The sequence below is a fragment of the uncultured Bacillus sp. genome (genome assembly GCF_958411575.1).
Taxonomy (GTDB): domain Bacteria; phylum Bacillota; class Bacilli; order Bacillales; family Bacillaceae; genus Bacillus; species Bacillus spizizenii.
In genome coordinates, this window is record NZ_CATYRA010000002.1 from 213,110 (window position 1) to 231,357 (window position 18,248).

General features: G+C 37.2%; 14 protein-coding genes and 2 pseudogenes. 11 read left to right on the top strand and 5 right to left on the bottom strand.

Going from position 1 to position 18,248, the window contains the following annotated elements:
• Positions 1-434 precede the first annotated feature (434 nt).
• Both Q5C82_RS04600 and xynB read left to right on the top strand, forming a co-directional pair.
• Positions 435-1,826 (top strand): MFS transporter, encoded by a 1,392-nt coding sequence (locus Q5C82_RS04600; protein WP_003221137.1) that lies wholly within the window; start codon positions 435-437, stop codon positions 1,824-1,826.
• Positions 1,827-1,868: 42 nt separating this feature from the next.
• Positions 1,869-3,470 carry a xylan 1,4-beta-xylosidase gene (gene xynB, locus Q5C82_RS04605; RefSeq protein WP_003221139.1) on the top strand — a complete coding sequence of 534 codons (1,602 nt, stop codon included), beginning with the start codon at positions 1,869-1,871 and terminating at the stop codon, positions 3,468-3,470.
• 168 nt (positions 3,471-3,638) lie between these two features.
• Here the strand turns inward: xynB and Q5C82_RS04610 are convergent, their stop codons facing one another.
• Entirely contained in the window at positions 3,639-4,793 is a 1,155-nt protein-coding gene (locus Q5C82_RS04610) for a xylose repressor (RefSeq protein WP_003221141.1), read from the bottom strand.
• 258 nt (positions 4,794-5,051) lie between these two features.
• Between Q5C82_RS04610 and xylA the strand changes: the two genes are divergently transcribed.
• The 3 genes from xylA (at position 5,052) to Q5C82_RS04625 (ending at position 9,106) form a co-directional block, all read left to right on the top strand.
• Positions 5,052-6,389, top strand: coding sequence for a xylose isomerase (xylA, locus tag Q5C82_RS04615; RefSeq protein ID WP_003221144.1), 1,338 nt, complete (start codon positions 5,052-5,054; stop codon positions 6,387-6,389).
• Between the two features lie 171 nt (positions 6,390-6,560).
• Positions 6,561-8,060 carry a xylulokinase gene (gene xylB / locus Q5C82_RS04620; RefSeq protein ID WP_003221146.1) on the top strand — a complete coding sequence of 500 codons (1,500 nt, stop codon included), beginning with the start codon at positions 6,561-6,563 and terminating at the stop codon, positions 8,058-8,060.
• Between the two features lie 347 nt (positions 8,061-8,407).
• Positions 8,408-9,106, top strand: coding sequence for a glycoside hydrolase family 11 protein (locus Q5C82_RS04625; protein WP_003221148.1), 699 nt, complete (start codon positions 8,408-8,410; stop codon positions 9,104-9,106).
• Between the two features lie 433 nt (positions 9,107-9,539).
• Here Q5C82_RS04625 and Q5C82_RS04630 read toward each other — a convergent pair.
• A pseudogene (locus Q5C82_RS04630) lies at positions 9,540-10,174 on the bottom strand (thermonuclease family protein).
• 430 nt (positions 10,175-10,604) lie between these two features.
• Here Q5C82_RS04630 and Q5C82_RS04635 point away from each other — a divergent pair.
• Positions 10,605-12,020 (top strand): sugar porter family MFS transporter, encoded by a 1,416-nt coding sequence (locus Q5C82_RS04635; protein ID WP_079996371.1) that lies wholly within the window; start codon positions 10,605-10,607, stop codon positions 12,018-12,020.
• 121 nt (positions 12,021-12,141) lie between these two features.
• Here Q5C82_RS04635 and alr read toward each other — a convergent pair whose 3' ends face one another.
• Positions 12,142-13,326: an alanine racemase gene (alr, locus tag Q5C82_RS04640; RefSeq protein ID WP_003221157.1), complete on the bottom strand. Its 1,185-nt coding sequence runs from the start codon at positions 13,324-13,326 to the stop codon at positions 12,142-12,144.
• Positions 13,327-13,449: 123 nt separating this feature from the next.
• On the opposite strand from alr, the pseudogene Q5C82_RS04645 reads away from it, so the two are divergent.
• From Q5C82_RS04645 to dutA, 3 genes and pseudogenes are all read left to right on the top strand, one after another.
• Positions 13,450-13,648 (top strand): annotated as a pseudogene (locus Q5C82_RS04645) (hypothetical protein); the annotation flags it as partial.
• 157 nt (positions 13,649-13,805) lie between these two features.
• The gene (locus Q5C82_RS04650) at positions 13,806-14,267 is read left to right on the top strand and encodes a DUF2691 family protein (RefSeq protein ID WP_003221159.1); all 462 of its coding nucleotides are present in this window, start codon (positions 13,806-13,808) and stop codon (positions 14,265-14,267) included.
• A 30-nt stretch (positions 14,268-14,297) separates the two neighbouring features.
• Positions 14,298-14,732 (top strand): dUTP diphosphatase DutA, encoded by a 435-nt coding sequence (dutA, locus tag Q5C82_RS04655; protein ID WP_003221161.1) that lies wholly within the window; start codon positions 14,298-14,300, stop codon positions 14,730-14,732.
• A gap of 610 nt (positions 14,733-15,342) precedes the next feature.
• On the opposite strand, the gene Q5C82_RS04660 is transcribed toward dutA, so the two are convergent.
• Positions 15,343-15,564 carry a hypothetical protein gene (locus tag Q5C82_RS04660; protein WP_003221163.1) on the bottom strand — a complete coding sequence of 74 codons (222 nt, stop codon included), beginning with the start codon at positions 15,562-15,564 and terminating at the stop codon, positions 15,343-15,345.
• Positions 15,565-15,952: 388 nt separating this feature from the next.
• Between Q5C82_RS04660 and Q5C82_RS04665 the strand changes: the two genes are divergently transcribed.
• Both Q5C82_RS04665 and Q5C82_RS04670 read left to right on the top strand, forming a co-directional pair.
• The gene (locus Q5C82_RS04665; RefSeq protein WP_136975847.1) at positions 15,953-16,117 is read left to right on the top strand and encodes a hypothetical protein; all 165 of its coding nucleotides are present in this window, start codon (positions 15,953-15,955) and stop codon (positions 16,115-16,117) included.
• A 266-nt stretch (positions 16,118-16,383) separates the two neighbouring features.
• Positions 16,384-17,223: a thymidylate synthase gene (locus Q5C82_RS04670; protein ID WP_003221167.1), complete on the top strand. Its 840-nt coding sequence runs from the start codon at positions 16,384-16,386 to the stop codon at positions 17,221-17,223.
• 209 nt (positions 17,224-17,432) lie between these two features.
• Here the strand turns inward: Q5C82_RS04670 and Q5C82_RS04675 are convergent, their stop codons facing one another.
• Positions 17,433-18,155, bottom strand: a complete 723-nt coding sequence (locus Q5C82_RS04675; protein ID WP_136975848.1) for a YrpD family protein — start codon at positions 18,153-18,155, stop codon at positions 17,433-17,435.
• Positions 18,156-18,248: the final 93 nt, after the last annotated feature.

The window sequence follows — 18,248 nt, forward strand, 5'->3', positions numbered from 1 at the left end:
GAAATGAAGGCAAATATAGATGAATTAGATTTTTCTGAAAAAATATTGAAAAAGGCGAAAGGATTTTATAATATTAAATCAAGTTAGTTTGTCTGATCAACAAACTAATGAGACGAATTTTAATTGTCCATAAGAAAAAGGTTCTTACTAAATATGGATGGAAGGGAGATGAGGCTCGATTTAATTGGAGCTAAACAATGTATGAACGAAAGTGTTTTCCTTTTGCAGGCATATAAGGTGTGACGAAAAAAGATGAACTTACTGCTTGCTGATAATCATTTAGATGATGAAAATGCTCTGTGAAAGTAAACCACTAAAATTTCTCGAATTATTTTGAAAGCGCTTTTATAAAACGCTTACTGGCCATAAGATTGAAGAAAATTTTATACCATTTCATAGTGTTCCTTATTATAGGATCGAAAAGGGGAGAAATCATGCTCAGTGAAAATGTAAAGAAGATTAGCATGGTTGAAAAAGTTGGATATGCGTCTGGAGATTTTGCATGTAATTTAATTTATGCAACAGTGTCTACTTATCTTTTGTTCTTCTATACAGATGTATTTGGTTTATCGGCAGCAACAGCCGGTACTATGTTCTTAGTGGTTAGAATCATCGACGCTCTCGCTGATCCTTTTATTGGAACAATAGTAGACAGAACGAATAGCAGATTTGGACGCTTTAGACCGTATCTTTTATTCGGAGCTTTTCCATTTGTCATACTGGCCATACTCTGTTTTACAACCCCAGATTTTTCGGATATGGGGAAATTACTATATGCCTATATGACCTATGTTGGCTTGTCGCTTACATACACAACGATAAACGTTCCATATGGCGCGTTAACATCTGCAATGACTAGAAATAATCAAGAAGTTGTTAGTATAACTTCTGTTCGTATGTTATTTGCGAATCTTGGGGGACTTGTCGTTGCATTTTTTGTTCCCTTACTGGCTGCTTATTTAAGCGATACTTCCGGCAACGAATCTCTTGGCTGGCAACTAACCATGGGTATTTTGGGAATGATAGGCGGGTGCCTTTTCATCTTTTGTTTTAAAAGCACTAAAGAACGTGTCACACTTCAAAAGTCTGAGGAGAAAATTAAATTTTCGGATATATTTGAACAATTTCGTGTTAATCGTCCACTTGTTGTGTTAAGTATATTCTTTATTATTATTTTTGGAGTGAATTCAATCAGTAATTCGGTGGGCATTTATTACGTAACGTATAACTTAGAAAGAGAGGATTTGGTGAAGTGGTACGGTTTGTTAGGAAGTTTGCCTGCTTTGGTTATCTTACCGTTTATTCCAAGGCTTCATCAATTATTGGGGAAGAAGAAATTACTAAACTACGCATTATTACTGAATATTATCGGCCTCTTAGCTTTACTGTTTGTTCCGCCAAGTAATATATACCTCATACTTTTCTTTCGATTAATTGCTGCTGCTGGAAGTCTCACTGCCGGGGGATATATGTGGGCGCTCATTCCTGAAACAATAGAATATGGAGAGTATAGAACTGGGAAAAGAATGGGTGGGCTCATATACGCTATAATCGGCTTTTTCTTTAAGTTTGGTATGGCCCTGGGAGGAATTATTCCTGGGCTGGTTCTAGACAAATTTGGGTATGTGGCAAATCAGGCACAAACTCCAGAGGCATTAACGGGAATTTTAATTACAACAACCATTATTCCCGTGTTCTTACTGGTTCTAGCCATGATTGATATTAATTTCTATAATTTAGACGAGAAAAAATATAAAAACGTGGTACGAGAATTAGAGAATAGAGATAAAGTTTATTTGGATCATATTGATGATTTCAAGGCTTAAGAAATAATGAGTCAAAAGAAAATAGCTGAGGAGGAGTTCCAAATGAAGATTATCAATCCAGTACTTAAAGGATTCAATCCCGATCCAAGTATTTGTAGGGCAGGAGAGGATTATTATATCGCTGTGTCTACATTTGAGTGGTTTCCAGGTGTCCAGATACACCATTCAAAAGATTTAGTGAATTGGCACTTAGTCGCACATCCATTACAGAGAGTTTCACAATTAGACATGAAAGGGAACCCTAATTCAGGCGGGGTTTGGGCACCATGTTTAAGTTATAGTGACGGAAAGTTTTGGCTGATCTATACGGATGTTAAGGTAGTAGATGGCGCTTGGAAAGATTGTCACAATTATTTAGTTACTTGTAAAACGATTGATGGTGATTGGGGGGAGCCGATTACATTAAATAGTTCGGGGTTTGATGCTTCTTTGTTCCATGATACGGATGGAAAAAAATATTTATTAAATATGTTATGGGATCAACGTATTGATCGGCATTCATTTGGAGGAATTGTCATACAGCAGTATTCTGATAAGGAGCGAAAATTAATTGGTAAACCGAAAGTTATATTTAAAGGAACTGATAGAAAATTAACAGAAGCTCCGCACCTTTATCATATCGGGAACTATTATTATTTATTAACTGCAGAAGGAGGAACACGGTTCGAACATGCTGCTACAATTGCCCGTTCTACAAATATTGAAGGCCCATATGAAGTTCATCCCGATAATCCAATCTTAACGTCATGGCATGATCCAGGAAATCCACTGCAAAAATGTGGACATGCATCGATTGTTCAAACACATACAGGTGAGTGGTATTTAGCTCATTTAACGGGACGTCCAATTCATCCTGACGATGATTCAATTTTTCAGCAGAGAGGATATTGTCCTTTGGGCAGAGAAACAGCTATTCAAAAACTCTATTGGAAAGATGAATGGCCTTATGTAGTAGGTGGAAAAGAAGGAAGCTTGGAGGTAGAAGCGCCTTCTATACCCGAAAAAATGTTTCCAGCAACGTACCCGGAAGTTGATGAATTCGAGGATTCGAAATTAAATATTAATTTTCAAACTTTAAGGATCCCGTTTACGAATGAATTAGGTTCATTGACTCAAGTGCCAAGTCATTTGCGATTATTCGGTCATGAATCATTAACCTCGACATTTACTCAGGCATTTGTAGCCAGACGTTGGCAAAGTCTCCATTTTGAAGCGGAAACTGCTATTGAGTTTTATCCGGAGAATTTTCAACAAGCCGCTGGATTGGTGAACTATTACAATACAGAGAACTGGACGGCTCTTCAAGTCACGCATGATGAAGAACTTGGCCGGATTCTTGAATTAACAATATGTGATAACTTTTCTTTTTCACAACCATTAAAAAATAAAATTGTTATTCCTTGTGAAGTAAAGTATGTATATTTAAGAGTAAATATTGAAAAGGAAAAATATTATTATTTCTATTCTTTTAACAAAGAAGATTGGCACAAAATTAACATTGCATTGGAATCGAAAAAATTATCTGATGATTACATCCGGGGAGGAGGGTTCTTTACAGGAGCCTTTGTAGGGATGCAATGTCAAGATACCAGTGGTAATCATATTCCGGCCGATTTTAGATATTTTCGCTATAAAGAAAAATAGTTTGTACGTGAAAAAGGAGACTTCTATTTTAGAACTCCTTTTTCATATGAGAAGGTATCATACGTAAATATTCCTTCATAAAATTATCCTATTCAACATTAAAATAAACAAAAACTCATCTTTGAAGATGAGCGTATAACATAGAGATTTGTACATTTTAATAATGAATTACATTTTAACGATATCTAGAAAATGTTCAATAACAATGGAAGACATTCCTAATGCCGGTGCATTCTTTCCTAAGGAAGATGGTAATAATTCATAGCTATTGCCTAATTGGGGATAAACCCTGGACGACACTTCACTTCTAATTGAATTTAAAACCATAGGATGTGATTCAATTATGCTGTTTCTTAAAATGATGGCTTGTGGATTGAATGTATTTAGAATATTAGTAAGGCCAATTCCTAAATAGAATCCGAAATTCTGTAATGCATTTAAGGTGCCGATATCATTCAGATGGGCGAGGTCTATGATATCTTGATAGGACACTTTTTTCTCTTTAGTCTGAAGAGATTTTAATAAAGCCTTCTCTGAAGCATACAATTCCCAGCAACCTCGGTTTCCGCAACTGCATTTAGGACCATTAAAGTCTATTGTCATATGTCCCATTTCTCCAGAGAATCCGCTTACCCCTCTATATAAATGATTGTTGATAATAACACCGATCCCTATACCTGTACTGATACTAGCATAAATAATGTTATTGTGATTTTTTGCAGCACCAAATACTTTTTCTCCATACGCGCCAGCATTTGCCTCATTTTCAATAAAAACAGGCACATTGAACTTCTCTTGTATGAAAGATTTTAAGTCAATATCTCTCCAGTTGGAGTTCGGAGTGAAAACAATTTTTTGATTTTTATCAATTAGTCCAGGCACGCATATGCCTATACCGATAAGCCCGTACGGAGATTGTGGCATACGCGTAATAAAGTGATGAATCATATCAATTAAAATGTCTTTAGTTATTTCTGGAGAATTCGATTCTAAATGGTGATGTTGATCAAGAATGATCGTTCCTTCAAGGTCTGTTAAAATGCCACTAATATAATCCACACCAACATCTATTCCTATGGAGTATCCTGCCTTTTTATTAAAAACAAGCATGACAGGTCTTCTTCCGCCACTTGATTGTCCTTGACCTATTTCAAATACAAGATTTTCTTTCATCAGCGTGTTTACCTGTGATGAAACAGTTGATTTATTTAATCCAGTCATTTCAGATAATTTTGCTCTTGAAATAGGTGAATTCTTAAGTATTTCTTTTAATAATAACTTTTGATTTACTTTTTTGACAAAGGTTTGATCTGCGATATCCACTTCATCCACTCCATTTGTATAACCTTTAAATTAAGTTAAAATTTTTTGTGTTCAGTATGAGATTTAGTACATAGCGAATCTTACCTTTATTATATCTAATGTGTTCATGAAAAACTAAAAAAAATATTGAAAATACTGATGAGGTTATTTAAGATTAAAATAAGTTAGTTTGTTTGGGCAACAAACTAATGTGCAACTTACTTACAATATGACATAAAATGCATCTGTATTTGAATTTATTTTTAAGGAGGAAATAACATGGCTCAATCTCATTCTAGTTCAGTTAACTATTTTGGAAGCGTAAACAAAGTGGTTTTCGAAGGGAAAGCTTCCACTAATCCTTTAGCATTTAAATATTATAATCCTCAAGAAGTAATCGGCGGAAAAACGATGAAAGAGCATTTGCGATTTTCTATTGCCTATTGGCATACATTTACTGCTGATGGCACAGACGTTTTTGGAGCAGCTACAATGCAAAGACCATGGGATCACTATAAAGGCATGGATCTAGCTAGGGCAAGAGTAGAAGCAGCATTTGAGATGTTTGAAAAACTAGATGCACCATTTTTTGCTTTTCATGATCGAGATATTGCACCAGAAGGAAGTACGTTAAAAGAGACAAATCAAAATTTAGATATTATCGTGGGCATGATTAAGGATTACATGAGAGATAGCAACGTTAAGTTATTATGGAATACTGCAAACATGTTTACGAACCCCCGTTTCGTCCATGGAGCCGCGACTTCTTGTAATGCAGATGTGTTTGCGTATGCTGCAGCACAAGTAAAAAAAGGGTTAGAAACAGCAAAAGAGCTTGGCGCCGAGAACTATGTATTTTGGGGCGGCCGTGAAGGATACGAAACATTGTTAAATACCGATTTAAAATTTGAGCTTGATAATTTGGCGAGATTTATGCATATGGCAGTAGATTATGCGAAGGAAATCGAGTATACAGGGCAGTTTTTGATTGAACCAAAACCAAAAGAGCCGACCACCCATCAATATGATACAGATGCAGCAACAACCATTGCCTTTTTGAAGCAATATGGCTTAGACAATCATTTTAAATTAAATCTAGAAGCCAATCATGCCACATTAGCCGGGCATACATTCGAACATGAATTACGCATGGCAAGAGTACATGGTCTTCTTGGATCTGTTGATGCGAACCAGGGTCATCCTCTTTTAGGCTGGGACACGGATGAATTTCCCACAGATTTATATTCTACGACATTAGCAATGTACGAAATCCTGCAAAATGGCGGCCTTGGAAGCGGTGGCTTAAACTTTGACGCGAAGGTCAGAAGATCTTCTTTTGAGCCTGATGATTTAGTATATGCCCATATTGCAGGGATGGATGCATTTGCAAGAGGATTGAAAGTAGCCCACAAATTAATCGAAGATCGTGTGTTTGAAGATGTGATTCAACATCGTTATCGCAGTTTTACTGAAGGAATTGGTCTTGAAATTACAGAAGGAAGAGCTAATTTCCATACTCTTGAGCAATATGCGCTAAATAATAAAACAATTAAAAATGAATCTGGAAGACAGGAGCGATTAAAAGCTATATTGAACCAATACATTTTAGAAGTATAACAGGTGAAAGAGAAGCTCCAGATCCTGCTAGTAAGAAGAGATAGCAGGATAGCCAAGTCACCTAAACTACCCGTCATGATTCCATTACTTTTGCTTATGTTATGACGGGTAATTTCTATAATTGGGATTTATTTAGATGAATGTTTTTTTAAAAGGTTAAGGAGTGAAAAAATGAAGTATGTCATAGGAATAGATCTTGGAACAAGTGCTGTTAAAACCATTTTAGTCAATCAAAACGGCAAGATTTGTGCAGAAACGTCCAAAAGTTATCCGCTCATCCAAGAGAAGACGGGATATAGTGAGCAAAATCCTGAAGATTGGGTGCAGCAAACAATTGATGCATTGGCTGAATTGGTTTCGATATCCAACGTTCGAGCCGAGGATATTGACGGACTAAGCTATTCAGGACAAATGCATGGGTTAGTACTGCTTGACCAAGATCGTCAGGTGTTACGTCATGCAATTCTTTGGAATGATACCAGAACGACGCCTCAATGTATCAGGATAACCGAAAAATTTGGCAATAATCTGCTTGACATCACAAAAAACCGTGTTCTAGAAGGGTTTACATTACCTAAAATTTTATGGGTGAAGGAACATGAACCTGAACTTTTTAAAAAAACTGCTGTTTTTTTGCTTCCGAAAGACTATGTGAGATTCCGAATGACTGGTGCCATTCACACCGAATACTCCGATGCAGCAGGAACTTTACTTTTACATATTACCCGCAAGGAGTGGAGCGATGATATTTGCAATCAATTTGGTATTTCTGCAGATATTTGTCCTCGACTTGTTGAATCTCATGATTGTGTAGGATCGTTGCTTCCGAACGTTGCGGCGGAGACAGGTCTATTGAAAAAAACAAAAGTGTACGCTGGGGGAGCAGATAATGCTTGCGGTGCTATTGGTGCGGGTATTCTTTCTTCCGGCAAAACATTATGCAGTATTGGGACGTCAGGGGTCATACTTTCCTACGAAGAGGGCAAAGAAAGAGACTTTCAAGGGAAAGTGCACTTTTTTAATCATGCAAAAAAGGATTCTTTTTATACGATGGGAGTCACGCTCGCTGCAGGATACAGCTTGGACTGGTTTAAAAGAACGTTTGCACCAAACGAATCGTTTGAGCAATTATTGCAGGGGGTGAAATCTATTCCGATAGGAGCCAATGGACTACTATACACTCCTTATTTGGTTGGTGAAAGAACGCCACATGCTGATTCTTCCATTCGGGGAAGTTTGATCGGAATGGATGGAGCCCACAAAAGAGAGCACTTTTTGAGGGCAATAATGGAAGGCATCACATTCTCTTTACATGAATCAATAGAGCTATTCCGCGAAGCGGGAAAATCAGTTCATACTGTTGTTTCTATTGGTGGGGGAGCTAAAAACGAAACGTGGCTGCAAATGCAAGCTGATATTTTCAATGCGAAGGTGATTCAGTTAGAAAATGAACAAGGCCCAGCCATGGGGGCTGCTATGCTAGCTGCCTTTGGAAGTGGATGGTTTGAATCCCTTGAAGAATGCGCAGAGCAGTTTATTCGCGAGGCTACTGCTTTTTATCCAAAGGAACAAAATGTTCAAAAATATAAAACACTATTTGATTTGTATAAGAAAATTTACACTCATACAAAGGATCTAAATACAGCTTTGAAGAGCTTTCGAAAAAACTAATGATAAGTGATGGTCTAAAGAGTTTATTTATTATCAGGAGATCAACGAAAGAACAATTAACGATTAATCATCATCATATGCCTTTGATGACATTACAGCTACATTATAGATAAGTTTGGTTATATATATCTGTTAACAAAAAGGAAAGCGGCATCAAAAAATCATTTAATGTAATTCTATTTCCAACCAAAAAACACAAAGCTATTACATTATAAACTAACTTTTTAGGGGGATAGCAGGAACAATAATATAACTACTATGGCTGCCTTCTTTTGAAAGGTGGTGAGAACAAACAAAACATAACGGTAAGACCTAAATACAATTTAATCAAACAGGAGGGTAACCAAATGAAACAAAAAAGAATGAAGTTTTTGTTAGCAGTTTTATGTAGTCTATTGCTGTCATTACCTGCATGGTCCGCTCAGGCGGCAACTACAATCACCTCAAATCAAACCGGCTCCCAAGATGGCTACGACTATGAATTGTGGAAGGATTATGGGAACACCAGTATGACGCTCAATAGCGGCGGCGCGTTTAGTGCCCAGTGGAGTAACATTGGGAATGCTTTATTCCGAAAAGGCAAGAAATTCGATACAACCAAGACTCACTCAGAGCTTGGAAACATATCAATTAATTACAACGCAACCTTCAATCCGAGAGGAAATTCCTATCTATGTGTTTATGGATGGACGAAGGATCCGCTCGTAGAATATTATATCGTCGATAATTGGGGCACTTATAGACCGACCGGTACGCCAAAGGGTACTATTACTGTTGATGGGGGCACATATGACATTTATGAGACCACTCGGATCAACCAACCTTCTATTATAGGTATCGCAACCTTTAAACAGTATTGGAGTGTCCGGCAGACAAAACGAACGAGCGGAACCGTATCTGTCAGCGAACACTTCAAGAAGTGGGAAAGCTTAGGAATGCCAATGGGTAAAATGTATGAAACCGCGCTTACGGTAGAGGGATATCAAAGTAATGGCAGTGCTAATGTATCTACTAATGTACTGACTATTGGAGGGAAAAGTAAATAATCCTCTTAAGTTTTGATTCAAATTCCGATTTAGTAACACTCCAAACTCTTGATGTGCAATGAAACGGAATTATGTTTACACACAAATAACCCCTCACATTAACGTGAAGGGGTGTTTTTTATAATTCAACAAGATCATGTTTAAAAAGCACGATCAACTCTATCTATTAGGAGTTACTAAAACAGATAAAAAAATATATTATAGTATCTCCTGGCGATACATCAGAAATTTCCAGGAATAGTTGTCATGATCCCTGTCTGATTGGTAAGCAGAATGGCAGCTATAACTTCCTTAACTCAGTTTGTAAACGTTTCTGTTCCTCGAGTTGACGCTGGAGCAGAAGAGGTTTCATTTTCATATATAGTGGAAGTTGCACTCAATTCTTGGGAGATGCATTCTAATACGTTGATGCTTTTTTAGCCTTACTGTTTGTCTATTTCACGCAACCCTTAAATCCTCTGTTAGTCACATAACCATTCCTGCTCCAGATTGAAAGTTTTTCTGATTTCGCTTCTTGCTCATCTTTCCTAAATTGGTCTATGTATTTTGTGTTAGGCTCATATATATACGCTACTCTGGCCAACCCTTCTTTCAATAATGTCTCTTGAACAGACTTGCCATCGACATAAACGTAAGCTAACAGTCTTCCATACTTATCTCTGCGGTCACCTTTGTCAAACTCCAATTGCAGCTTACCGCTACTAACCAGTTCCTTGTTTCGTTTAGATGCATCTTCACCATATGGTTGAACACATGAATCTGGTTTTTTAGTCTCAGGTGTATCAACGAGCAAGTAGCGAACTGTGTCCACATTTCCATTGTAACTAATCTTAATCGTATCTCCATCAACTGCTCTATCTAACGAAACATCGACCAATTTGTTATGATCTTTTGAATAGGATTTGCCAGCCTTTTGTTCTGGCTGTTTATTTTCATTAGATGGAGTATCTTGAGAGACTTGCTCTGTGTCATTAGAATCTGAATGGCTTTTTTCTGCGTGATTTGATTCACAAGCTGCTAAAGGAATACTTAAAACAATGCGATAATACTGACCAAAACTTTCTTCATATTGATTTCCTCTCTAGAATGTAAGTTCTTGTATGCTCTCCTTTTGATCGGTTAAACATCATCATTATAACGATGTGCACATTTTTTGTGAATAAAATATATCCATAACGCTAAGGGAGATTACACTGAAATTGCTTACAGTCAAAATGTAAACTTCACAATGAAGTGACAAAAACATAATTATGATATAACAAAAACGAACAATTCTGAAAATATAGTTGACTGAAAATGCTTTTGGAATTATGATCATATCAGATATGGCAATAATGTGACAAGAACATCACTACAACATAACAATTAATTGCTACCGGTGAAATATGAAAGCGATTACAAATCCAGAAGCAGAAATCTAAGATAGAGATGACTTTAGTTTTGTATCAATATCCACACTGAAAGAACTTATTAAGTATTCTTAATAAAGGCAGGGGAAATAGATATGAATGAACATCGAAATCGAAGATTGAAATTAATAATGATTTCAGCAACATTTGGAGGGCTTCTCTTTGGATATGACACCGGAGTTATAAATGGAGCTTTGCCTTTTATGGCAAGATCAGATCAGCTTCAGTTAACACCGGTTACAGAAGGGCTTGTTACAAGTATTCTTTTATTAGGTGCGGCGTTTGGAGCGTTGTTATGCGGCAGATTAGCTGATCGCTATGGCCGCCGTAAAATGATCCTTAATCTTTCTTTTTTATTCTTTCTAGCATCACTTGGAACAGCATTAGCACCTAATGTTTCAATCCTGGCGGTCTTTCGTTTTTTGCTCGGGCTGGCTGTTGGAGGAGCTTCAGCGATGGTACCGGCCTTTTTGGCAGAAATGGCACCGCATGAGAAGAGAGGACGAATGGTAACTCAAAATGAGCTAATGATTGTCGGCGGGCAATTTTTAGCATATGTTTTTAATGCGATTCTTGGTGTTACAATGGCAAATACCGGACATGTTTGGAGATACATGCTGGTTCTTTGTGCTGTTCCGGCTTTAATGTTATTTGCCAGTATGCTCAAGGTTCCAGAAAGCCCGAGATGGCTAATCTCGAAAGGCAAAAAAAGTGAGGCGCTGCGTGTTCTTAAACAAATTCGAGAAGAGAAACGTGCAGAAACTGAATTTAGAGAAATACAAGCAGCGGTAGAAAAAGATACAGAACTGGAGAAGGCATCACTCAGTGACTTTTCCACACCATGGCTGCGCCGTCTTTTACTCATTGGAATCGGTGTTGCCATAGTGAATCAAATTACAGGTGTTAACTCGATTATGTATTATGGCACTCAAATCCTTAAAGAATCTGGTTTTGGTACAAAAGCAGCTTTAATCGCTAATATTGGCAATGGGCTGATATCAGTCATAGCAGTTATATTTGGGATTTGGCTGGTCGGTAAAGTGAGCCGGCGTCCAATATTAATGATTGGTTTGGCGGGAACGACGACAGCACTTTTATTAATAGCAATATTCTCAATAGTGCTTGATGGATCTGCAGCACTCCCTTATGCTGTTCTTTCTTTGACCGTTTTATTTCTTGCCTTTATGCAAGGATGCGTAGGGCCTGTGACTTGGCTGGTCATAGCGGAAATATTCCCTCAAAGATTAAGAGGACTTGGTTCTGGAATAAGTGTTTTTTTTCTGTGGATTTTAAACTTTATGATTGGTTTTGCTTTTCCAATATTGCTTAGCTCTGTCGGTTTGTCTTTTACCTTCTTTATATTCGTGGCATTGGGTGTATTGGCAATCGGTTTTGTTTACAAATTCATGCCGGAAACAAAGGGGCGTACACTTGAAGAACTTGAAGAGCATTTCCGTTCTCGACACGATAAAAGTACTCCTGAGAAATCAGTTATTGAGGTATGACTGATTAAACCCCCTCTGTTTATAATAGGGGGGTAGAAAATCATATTTAAACAAACTCAAAATCCCTCCTGGTTATCTTGATTCAGATTAAAGGTGTTTACCAAAAAATGCACCTGTAAATCTACACGTATAATACTGGAGTTGAAATCTTAAAAATCTCACCATCTCTTATATAAAAACGAGGGATGCGGCGGCTTAATGTAGACACCACTTCGTAGTTAATCGTATTAAGCATTTCAGCCACTTCATCAACGGAAATCTCAGCTCCCTTTTGCTGACCGTAAATCACGACTTCATCTCCTTGTTTACCTTCACCGCTCTCTCCTAAACTAACCATGATCATATCCATTGTCACTCTTCCCGCCAGTGGCACTCGTTTTCCGCGATGAAGAACAAATCCGCGATTGGAAAGAGTGCGAGAATAACCGTCAGCATATCCGATCGGGAGTGTAGCAATGACTTCGTCTGGTTCTGCGATGTATGTCGCACCATAGCTAATGGTTCGGGGTTCTGTCCGCATGGTTTTCACATAAGCGATACGCGCCTTTAAACTTAATGCAGGTTCAAGCTTCACGAGGTTTAGTTGTTTGATATAGGTTGAAGGATATAACCCATATAAGCCGATACCTAAACGAATCATATCCGCACTAAATTCCGGAAAAGCAATAGCTGCAGCCGTGTTGCTCATATGCACGGTGGGCAGTTCAATGCCCTGATTCTTTAAAAAGCTGAGGAAACTAATGAATTTTTCGTGCTGCAGCTTGGTTAGTGTGGTGTCAGCTTCATCAGCTGTAGAAAAATGTGTAAATATCCCTGTCCACCTGAGGGATTTGCTTGCCTTTAGTGCCTTCACTACTGCTAAAAGTTCTTTCTTTGTGCGTACACCTAAACGTCCCATCCCAGTATCCACGTTAATATGAATAGCCAGCCGGTCAGTACTCGCTTCTTTTTCCAATATCTCGTTAGCTTCTTTCATCCAATCAACCTGAAATGCTGATAATGTTATATTCCAAGCTGCTGACTTTTTCACACAACTAAGGGAGGTAAATCCAAGCACAAGGATAGGTGCTGTAATCCCCGCTTTTCGTAAAACGATTCCTTCTTCCACGCTGGCAACAGCGAGCTCACTCGCCCCGTGTTCCAGTGCATGGCGCGCCACTTCTACAGACCCATGACCATAACCGTTCGCTTTTACGACAGCCATAATTTTGCTCTTATGTGGAATATGACGGCGAATCGCTCGCAAATTTTTTTTTATGGCATCAAGATTGACTTCAATCCAAACTTCTCGGCAAAGATTTGTCATTAACGCTTCCTTCCTTCTTATGGAATAGTAAAACCGCATGTAGCCGCAAAATAAATGTTAATTGTTGGATAGTTTCGATCTTATTTTATTCAACTTCATTTGAAATCATTCAACAGCAAATCTATGATATACGAGAAGGCGTCATTGATGCCGAAATATTTGCTTTCAATGTTCTATAACCCAAACATGAAACTGTTCTGGCTTCCGGGAAGATTCTATTAACAAGAATTCTCCTCACATAGAAGTACCCGGGAAAAACAATCAGGACACTTATATGAAGGTACTGGCCGGGCTAACTCTCCTTGATAAAGAACTGGGGAACGTTATTGAACTTGGAAGAACTTTTTAAATGGGAAGGTTGAGAAAATGTGTAAAAGAAGATCGGTATCAACCGGCAGTTGATTCCTTGTTCCACAAACCTAACATCTGAGTATATAATTAAATTCATATTCAGAAAATCGTTTAAGTGAGGAGTAAACATGAAAAGGGGAGTTAGTTTTCAAATACCGAATGAATATGGAAATTATCTATGGAGAATACTGCAGCCGTTAGAAATAGCTAATTATATGTGGCAAACGAGTGGGGAATCTTATGTTGTTGTAGACGGAGAGCTAGATAATGAGGAGCTCTTTAATGATTACGCAATTGTTGAAGGGACTGACTTTGCGAATCGATTAAAAACAAATCAGTACTATACCATTTTCGTTGAACTGCAAGCATTTCCATTTGGAAAAACGGTTAATCAAGTCCGGACATATGAAGAGTTTATTGACAGTGATTGCGAACTTGTCCTTTTGATTGCAGATAATAGCTATGTTTCGATATACTGTAAAAACAAAAATGCCATTGAAAAACTTTACTTCAATGCTTTAAAGAATGATTTTGAAGAAGTTCAATTTATAACTGATGAAAACGACACAAGAACAGGCCTTACCGTATGATAATTCAATAATTTATAAGGAGTAATACATATGACAATACAGATTAAAATCAAATATCTAGATGAAACACAAACAAGAATCAGCAAAATTGAGCAAGGAGACTGGATTGATCTTCGGGCAGCTGAAGATATAGCAATTAAAAAAGATGAATTTAAGCTTGTCCCATTAGGTGTAGCTATGGAATTGCCTGAAGGTTACGAAGCACATGTTGTTCCTCGTTCAAGTACTTATAAGAACTTTGGCGTTATTCAAACAAACTCAATGGGTGTTATCGATGAATCGTACAAGGGAGACAACGATTTTTGGTTCTTTCCTGCATATGCGTTACGTGACACAGAGATTAAGAAAGGCGACCGGATCTGCCAGTTCAGAATCATGAAAAAGATGCCGGCAGTTGAATTAATTGAAGTCGAGCGTTTAGGGAATGAAGATAGAGGCGGACACGGTTCAACAGGAACAATGTAAGCAAATTTAAAAACCTTGGCTGTTTTCATGCTGTGATCTGAACAATGGAGGTTTCAGCCAAGGTACATATAATAATATGTATAAAATGAATATTCAATACGAAGGATTTAATTATAAACAAACTTTAAAAAGGGTAGTTTTGAAAAAGCGAAATAGTAATGACTAAAGTAGATAAAGAACCTAAAGATGTCAAAGAAACAATTTTTCGGGTGCTTTGCTTTTTTGAAGGTTTACTAAGTTCATGAATAACTGCACCCCATAAAAGCATGGATGCTAAAGTTATAATACTTATATACATATCAATGCTCCTTTTCTTATATTTACAGTTTTTACATCTTTGTCGATTTTACCACATTTAGGATTGAGATGCCGATGAAATAAGCATCTCTATAAAAGAGTACTTTTATCTAAATTTTTATAAGTAGGGGAAGGCAATTAAAAACCAGTAATGACACTAATTATAAGCTAAGATAAATGACATGTGTTCATTAATAATTGAATTTACAGCAGCCATGAGCCAAGTTCACAAAAAAATCTGAGTATCGTCGACAAATATCATAAAAAAACCCCCCAGTATGTCACCGGGGAAATAAATAGATCTTTAAAAGATTTAGTGATGTTTTTTATACGATTTAACAAAATCATAATAATGATCATCGTCATCATAATACTTTTTGTCGTAATGATAATCGTGATCATCGTAATATTTTTTATCATGATCATAATACTTTTTGTCGCAATCATAATGCTTCTTATCATGGTCGTAATACTTTTTATAATACGTTTTTTTCCAAGTGTAATACTCTTCTTTATATTTTTTATAATAACCCAATTAAATTCCTCCTTTTATTTTATTCAAAATTAATTTATGAAGTTTAAACGATATGGTATGGTCAAATGAAATAAAAATAGTAAAAAGAGGCTGTTTAATAAACTTTCTGAAAACAAAACGGATAACTGCTTATTAAATAAGAGCGGGAGAAAGGACTCAATCACTGATAAAGTGTATGGAGAAGATTAATATACGTAAAGAGAGACTTTCTCTAATTGAATATTTGAACGTCTTGGTTAAGATTCAAGCACTCTATGATGTGATTTCTGACGCTGCTTTTGAAAGATTTAAAGTAAGACGTCAACAAACAGCAAAAATCGGTCAAAATGGATAAAAGAAGAAATGATTTGCTGCCGAATATCATAAAAAAATGTTAATAATCAAATGAATGAAATTAGAGGGGATTTGTTTGAAAGAAAGCCCAATTGCACATGGACAAGTGACAATTGATATTGAGGTAAAATACAATGCATTAAATCAGAGGGAGCGATTGGAGGATTTAATGTGTTTAGACAATATCCAATTTGGTATACACAAACACCTTACTATATGAATTTTCATCTGCCTCAATATCAAATCATTTCATATAATCCTCAACAATGTTATCAACGGTGTATGTATCAAACTGGCGGTAAATATGAGCTATGTGGCAGACTATGTTATGAAGAAATACCGGTGTAAAAGAGGGGGATAACTCCTCTTCACACGTGATTGGAATAAGAATCCCATTTTATCGCACGTGCTTAGTATTTGCGTTAATATTGTTTTCGTAATAAATTATGCCAAGTAACTGAAAATGAAAGAAGGATATGAATAGTCATGACTCAATTCGATAAACAATACAATTCAATCATAAAGGATATTATGAATAATGGAATCTCAGATGAAGAATTCAATGTAAGAACCAAGTGGGACTCTGATGGAACACCGGCTCACACACTAAGCGTGATTAGTAAACAAATGAGATTCGACAACTCAGAAGTTCCGATTTTAACGACAAAAAAGGTTGCCTGGAAAACAGCCATAAAAGAGTTGCTCTGGATTTGGCAGCTAAAATCTAACGATGTTACTGAATTAAACAAGATGGGCGTACATATTTGGGATCAGTGGAAACAAGAAGACGGCACCATTGGACATGCGTATGGATTTCAGTTGGGCAAGAAAAACAGAAATCTAAATGGAGAAAAAGTTGATCAGGTTGATTATCTTCTTCATCAATTGAAGAACAACCCATCTTCACGCAGACACATTACAATGCTATGGAATCCAGATGAATTAGATTCAATGGCCTTAACGCCATGTGTATACGAAACTCAATGGTATGTTAAGCAAGGTAAGCTCCACCTCGAGGTAAGAGCACGGAGCAATGACATGGCGTTGGGGAACCCATTCAATGTATTCCAGTACAATGTGTTGCAGCGCATGATTGCTCAAGTTACTGGTTATGAGCTTGGTGAATATATCTTTAACATTGGGGATTGCCATGTGTACACACGTCATATAGACAATTTGAAAATCCAAATGGAAAGAGAGCAGTTTGAAGCACCTGAATTATGGATCAATCCTGAAGTCAAAGATTTTTATGACTTTACCATTGATGATTTCAAGTTATTCAACTATAAACATGGGGACAAGCTTTTATTTGAGGTAGCAGTTTAATGCTGCCTCTTTAGATTGATAATAGGTAATCCTAATAAAATTAAGAACCATATTTCACAATTTCCACCCTCTATTAAAATATGGTATAAACAAAAAGCTGAAGATGTTCATGATTATTTCTAAAAAATAACCCGAGCTATGAACAGAATGCCATTTTTTGTAATTGTCCTAATAAAACCGCCTGGCAATGCCGGCGGCCTTTTGCTGCTTTATTTATTAACAGAAATCGTAACGTTATTTCCTGAAACAGAAACCTTTGCAAAATCTTGCGTATCTACCACAGGAGTGACGGCTTTATTGTCAATTGTAATATTGTTAAAAGCCGTTGAAAAAGTTGCTTTGATAGAATTACGCTGACTTTCATACGAAACAGCCGCGGTAGCAAGTGTTTTCCATTTTGAAATCGTGCCGATGTTGGTTCCTTGGATTTCTGTGATAATCCGTCCGGTATAACCGTCATTGTTCGTTCCCCAAAGAGTCATGCGTGTATTGCCGTTCAAATTTTTATAGATTGTCATTTGGACTGTGCTTCCAGGGCGGAAGCCTTTTTTGTATGTGAATTTGTCCTTGCCTTCGGTATACGTTTCTTCATTTTTGGCCCCAACCTTCATGAGAGGCTTCCAGACGTTGTATTGTTTGCTGTACTGGAGCCCGATGTCTGCCTCAGTTCCGCTTGTTGCCCTAAAGCCTGAATAAATATAAGGCGTAGAGACTGAGTCGTCATTTTTAACAGTATCAGGAAGTTTGATTTTTGCTGTGAAAACTGCGCCAGTACTGTTCAGGTAGGCGCGGCCGCCGATCCCCTTAGGCAGCTGGGAGGCTGCTTTTGCGACTTGAGTGTCTGCCGCGGGCAAGCCTAGTACACCCGATGAAAGTGTTCCGAAAAGAACTGCTGTTCCTACTGCACCTGCAATCAATACTTTTTTCAACAAAATTCCCCCTTTTAATAGTGGTTTCGTCATTTATTATACCTTATTTTGGAATTGAATTTATGTATATCAATCGACAAAATGCCTCATCTTACC

Excerpts from the sequence above, each read along its gene's own strand:
- Q5C82_RS04600 (WP_003221137.1), top strand. The coding sequence starts at position 435 with ATGCTCAGTGAAAATGTAAAGAAGATTAGCATGGTTGAAAAAGTTGGA.
- dutA (WP_003221161.1), top strand. The coding sequence starts at position 14,298 with ATGACAATACAGATTAAAATCAAATATCTAGATGAAACACAAACAAGA.
- Q5C82_RS04625 (WP_003221148.1), top strand. The coding sequence starts at position 8,408 with ATGAAACAAAAAAGAATGAAGTTTTTGTTAGCAGTTTTATGTAGTCTA.
- Q5C82_RS04665 (WP_136975847.1), top strand. The coding sequence starts at position 15,953 with ATGAAATTAGAGGGGATTTGTTTGAAAGAAAGCCCAATTGCACATGGA.
- xylA (WP_003221144.1), top strand. The coding sequence starts at position 5,052 with ATGGCTCAATCTCATTCTAGTTCAGTTAACTATTTTGGAAGCGTAAAC.
- Q5C82_RS04670 (WP_003221167.1), top strand. The coding sequence starts at position 16,384 with ATGACTCAATTCGATAAACAATACAATTCAATCATAAAGGATATTATG.
- xylB (WP_003221146.1), top strand. The coding sequence starts at position 6,561 with ATGAAGTATGTCATAGGAATAGATCTTGGAACAAGTGCTGTTAAAACC.
- xynB (WP_003221139.1), top strand. The coding sequence starts at position 1,869 with ATGAAGATTATCAATCCAGTACTTAAAGGATTCAATCCCGATCCAAGT.
- alr (WP_003221157.1), bottom strand. The coding sequence starts at position 13,326 with ATGACAAATCTTTGCCGAGAAGTTTGGATTGAAGTCAATCTTGATGCC.
- Q5C82_RS04650 (WP_003221159.1), top strand. The coding sequence starts at position 13,806 with ATGAAAAGGGGAGTTAGTTTTCAAATACCGAATGAATATGGAAATTAT.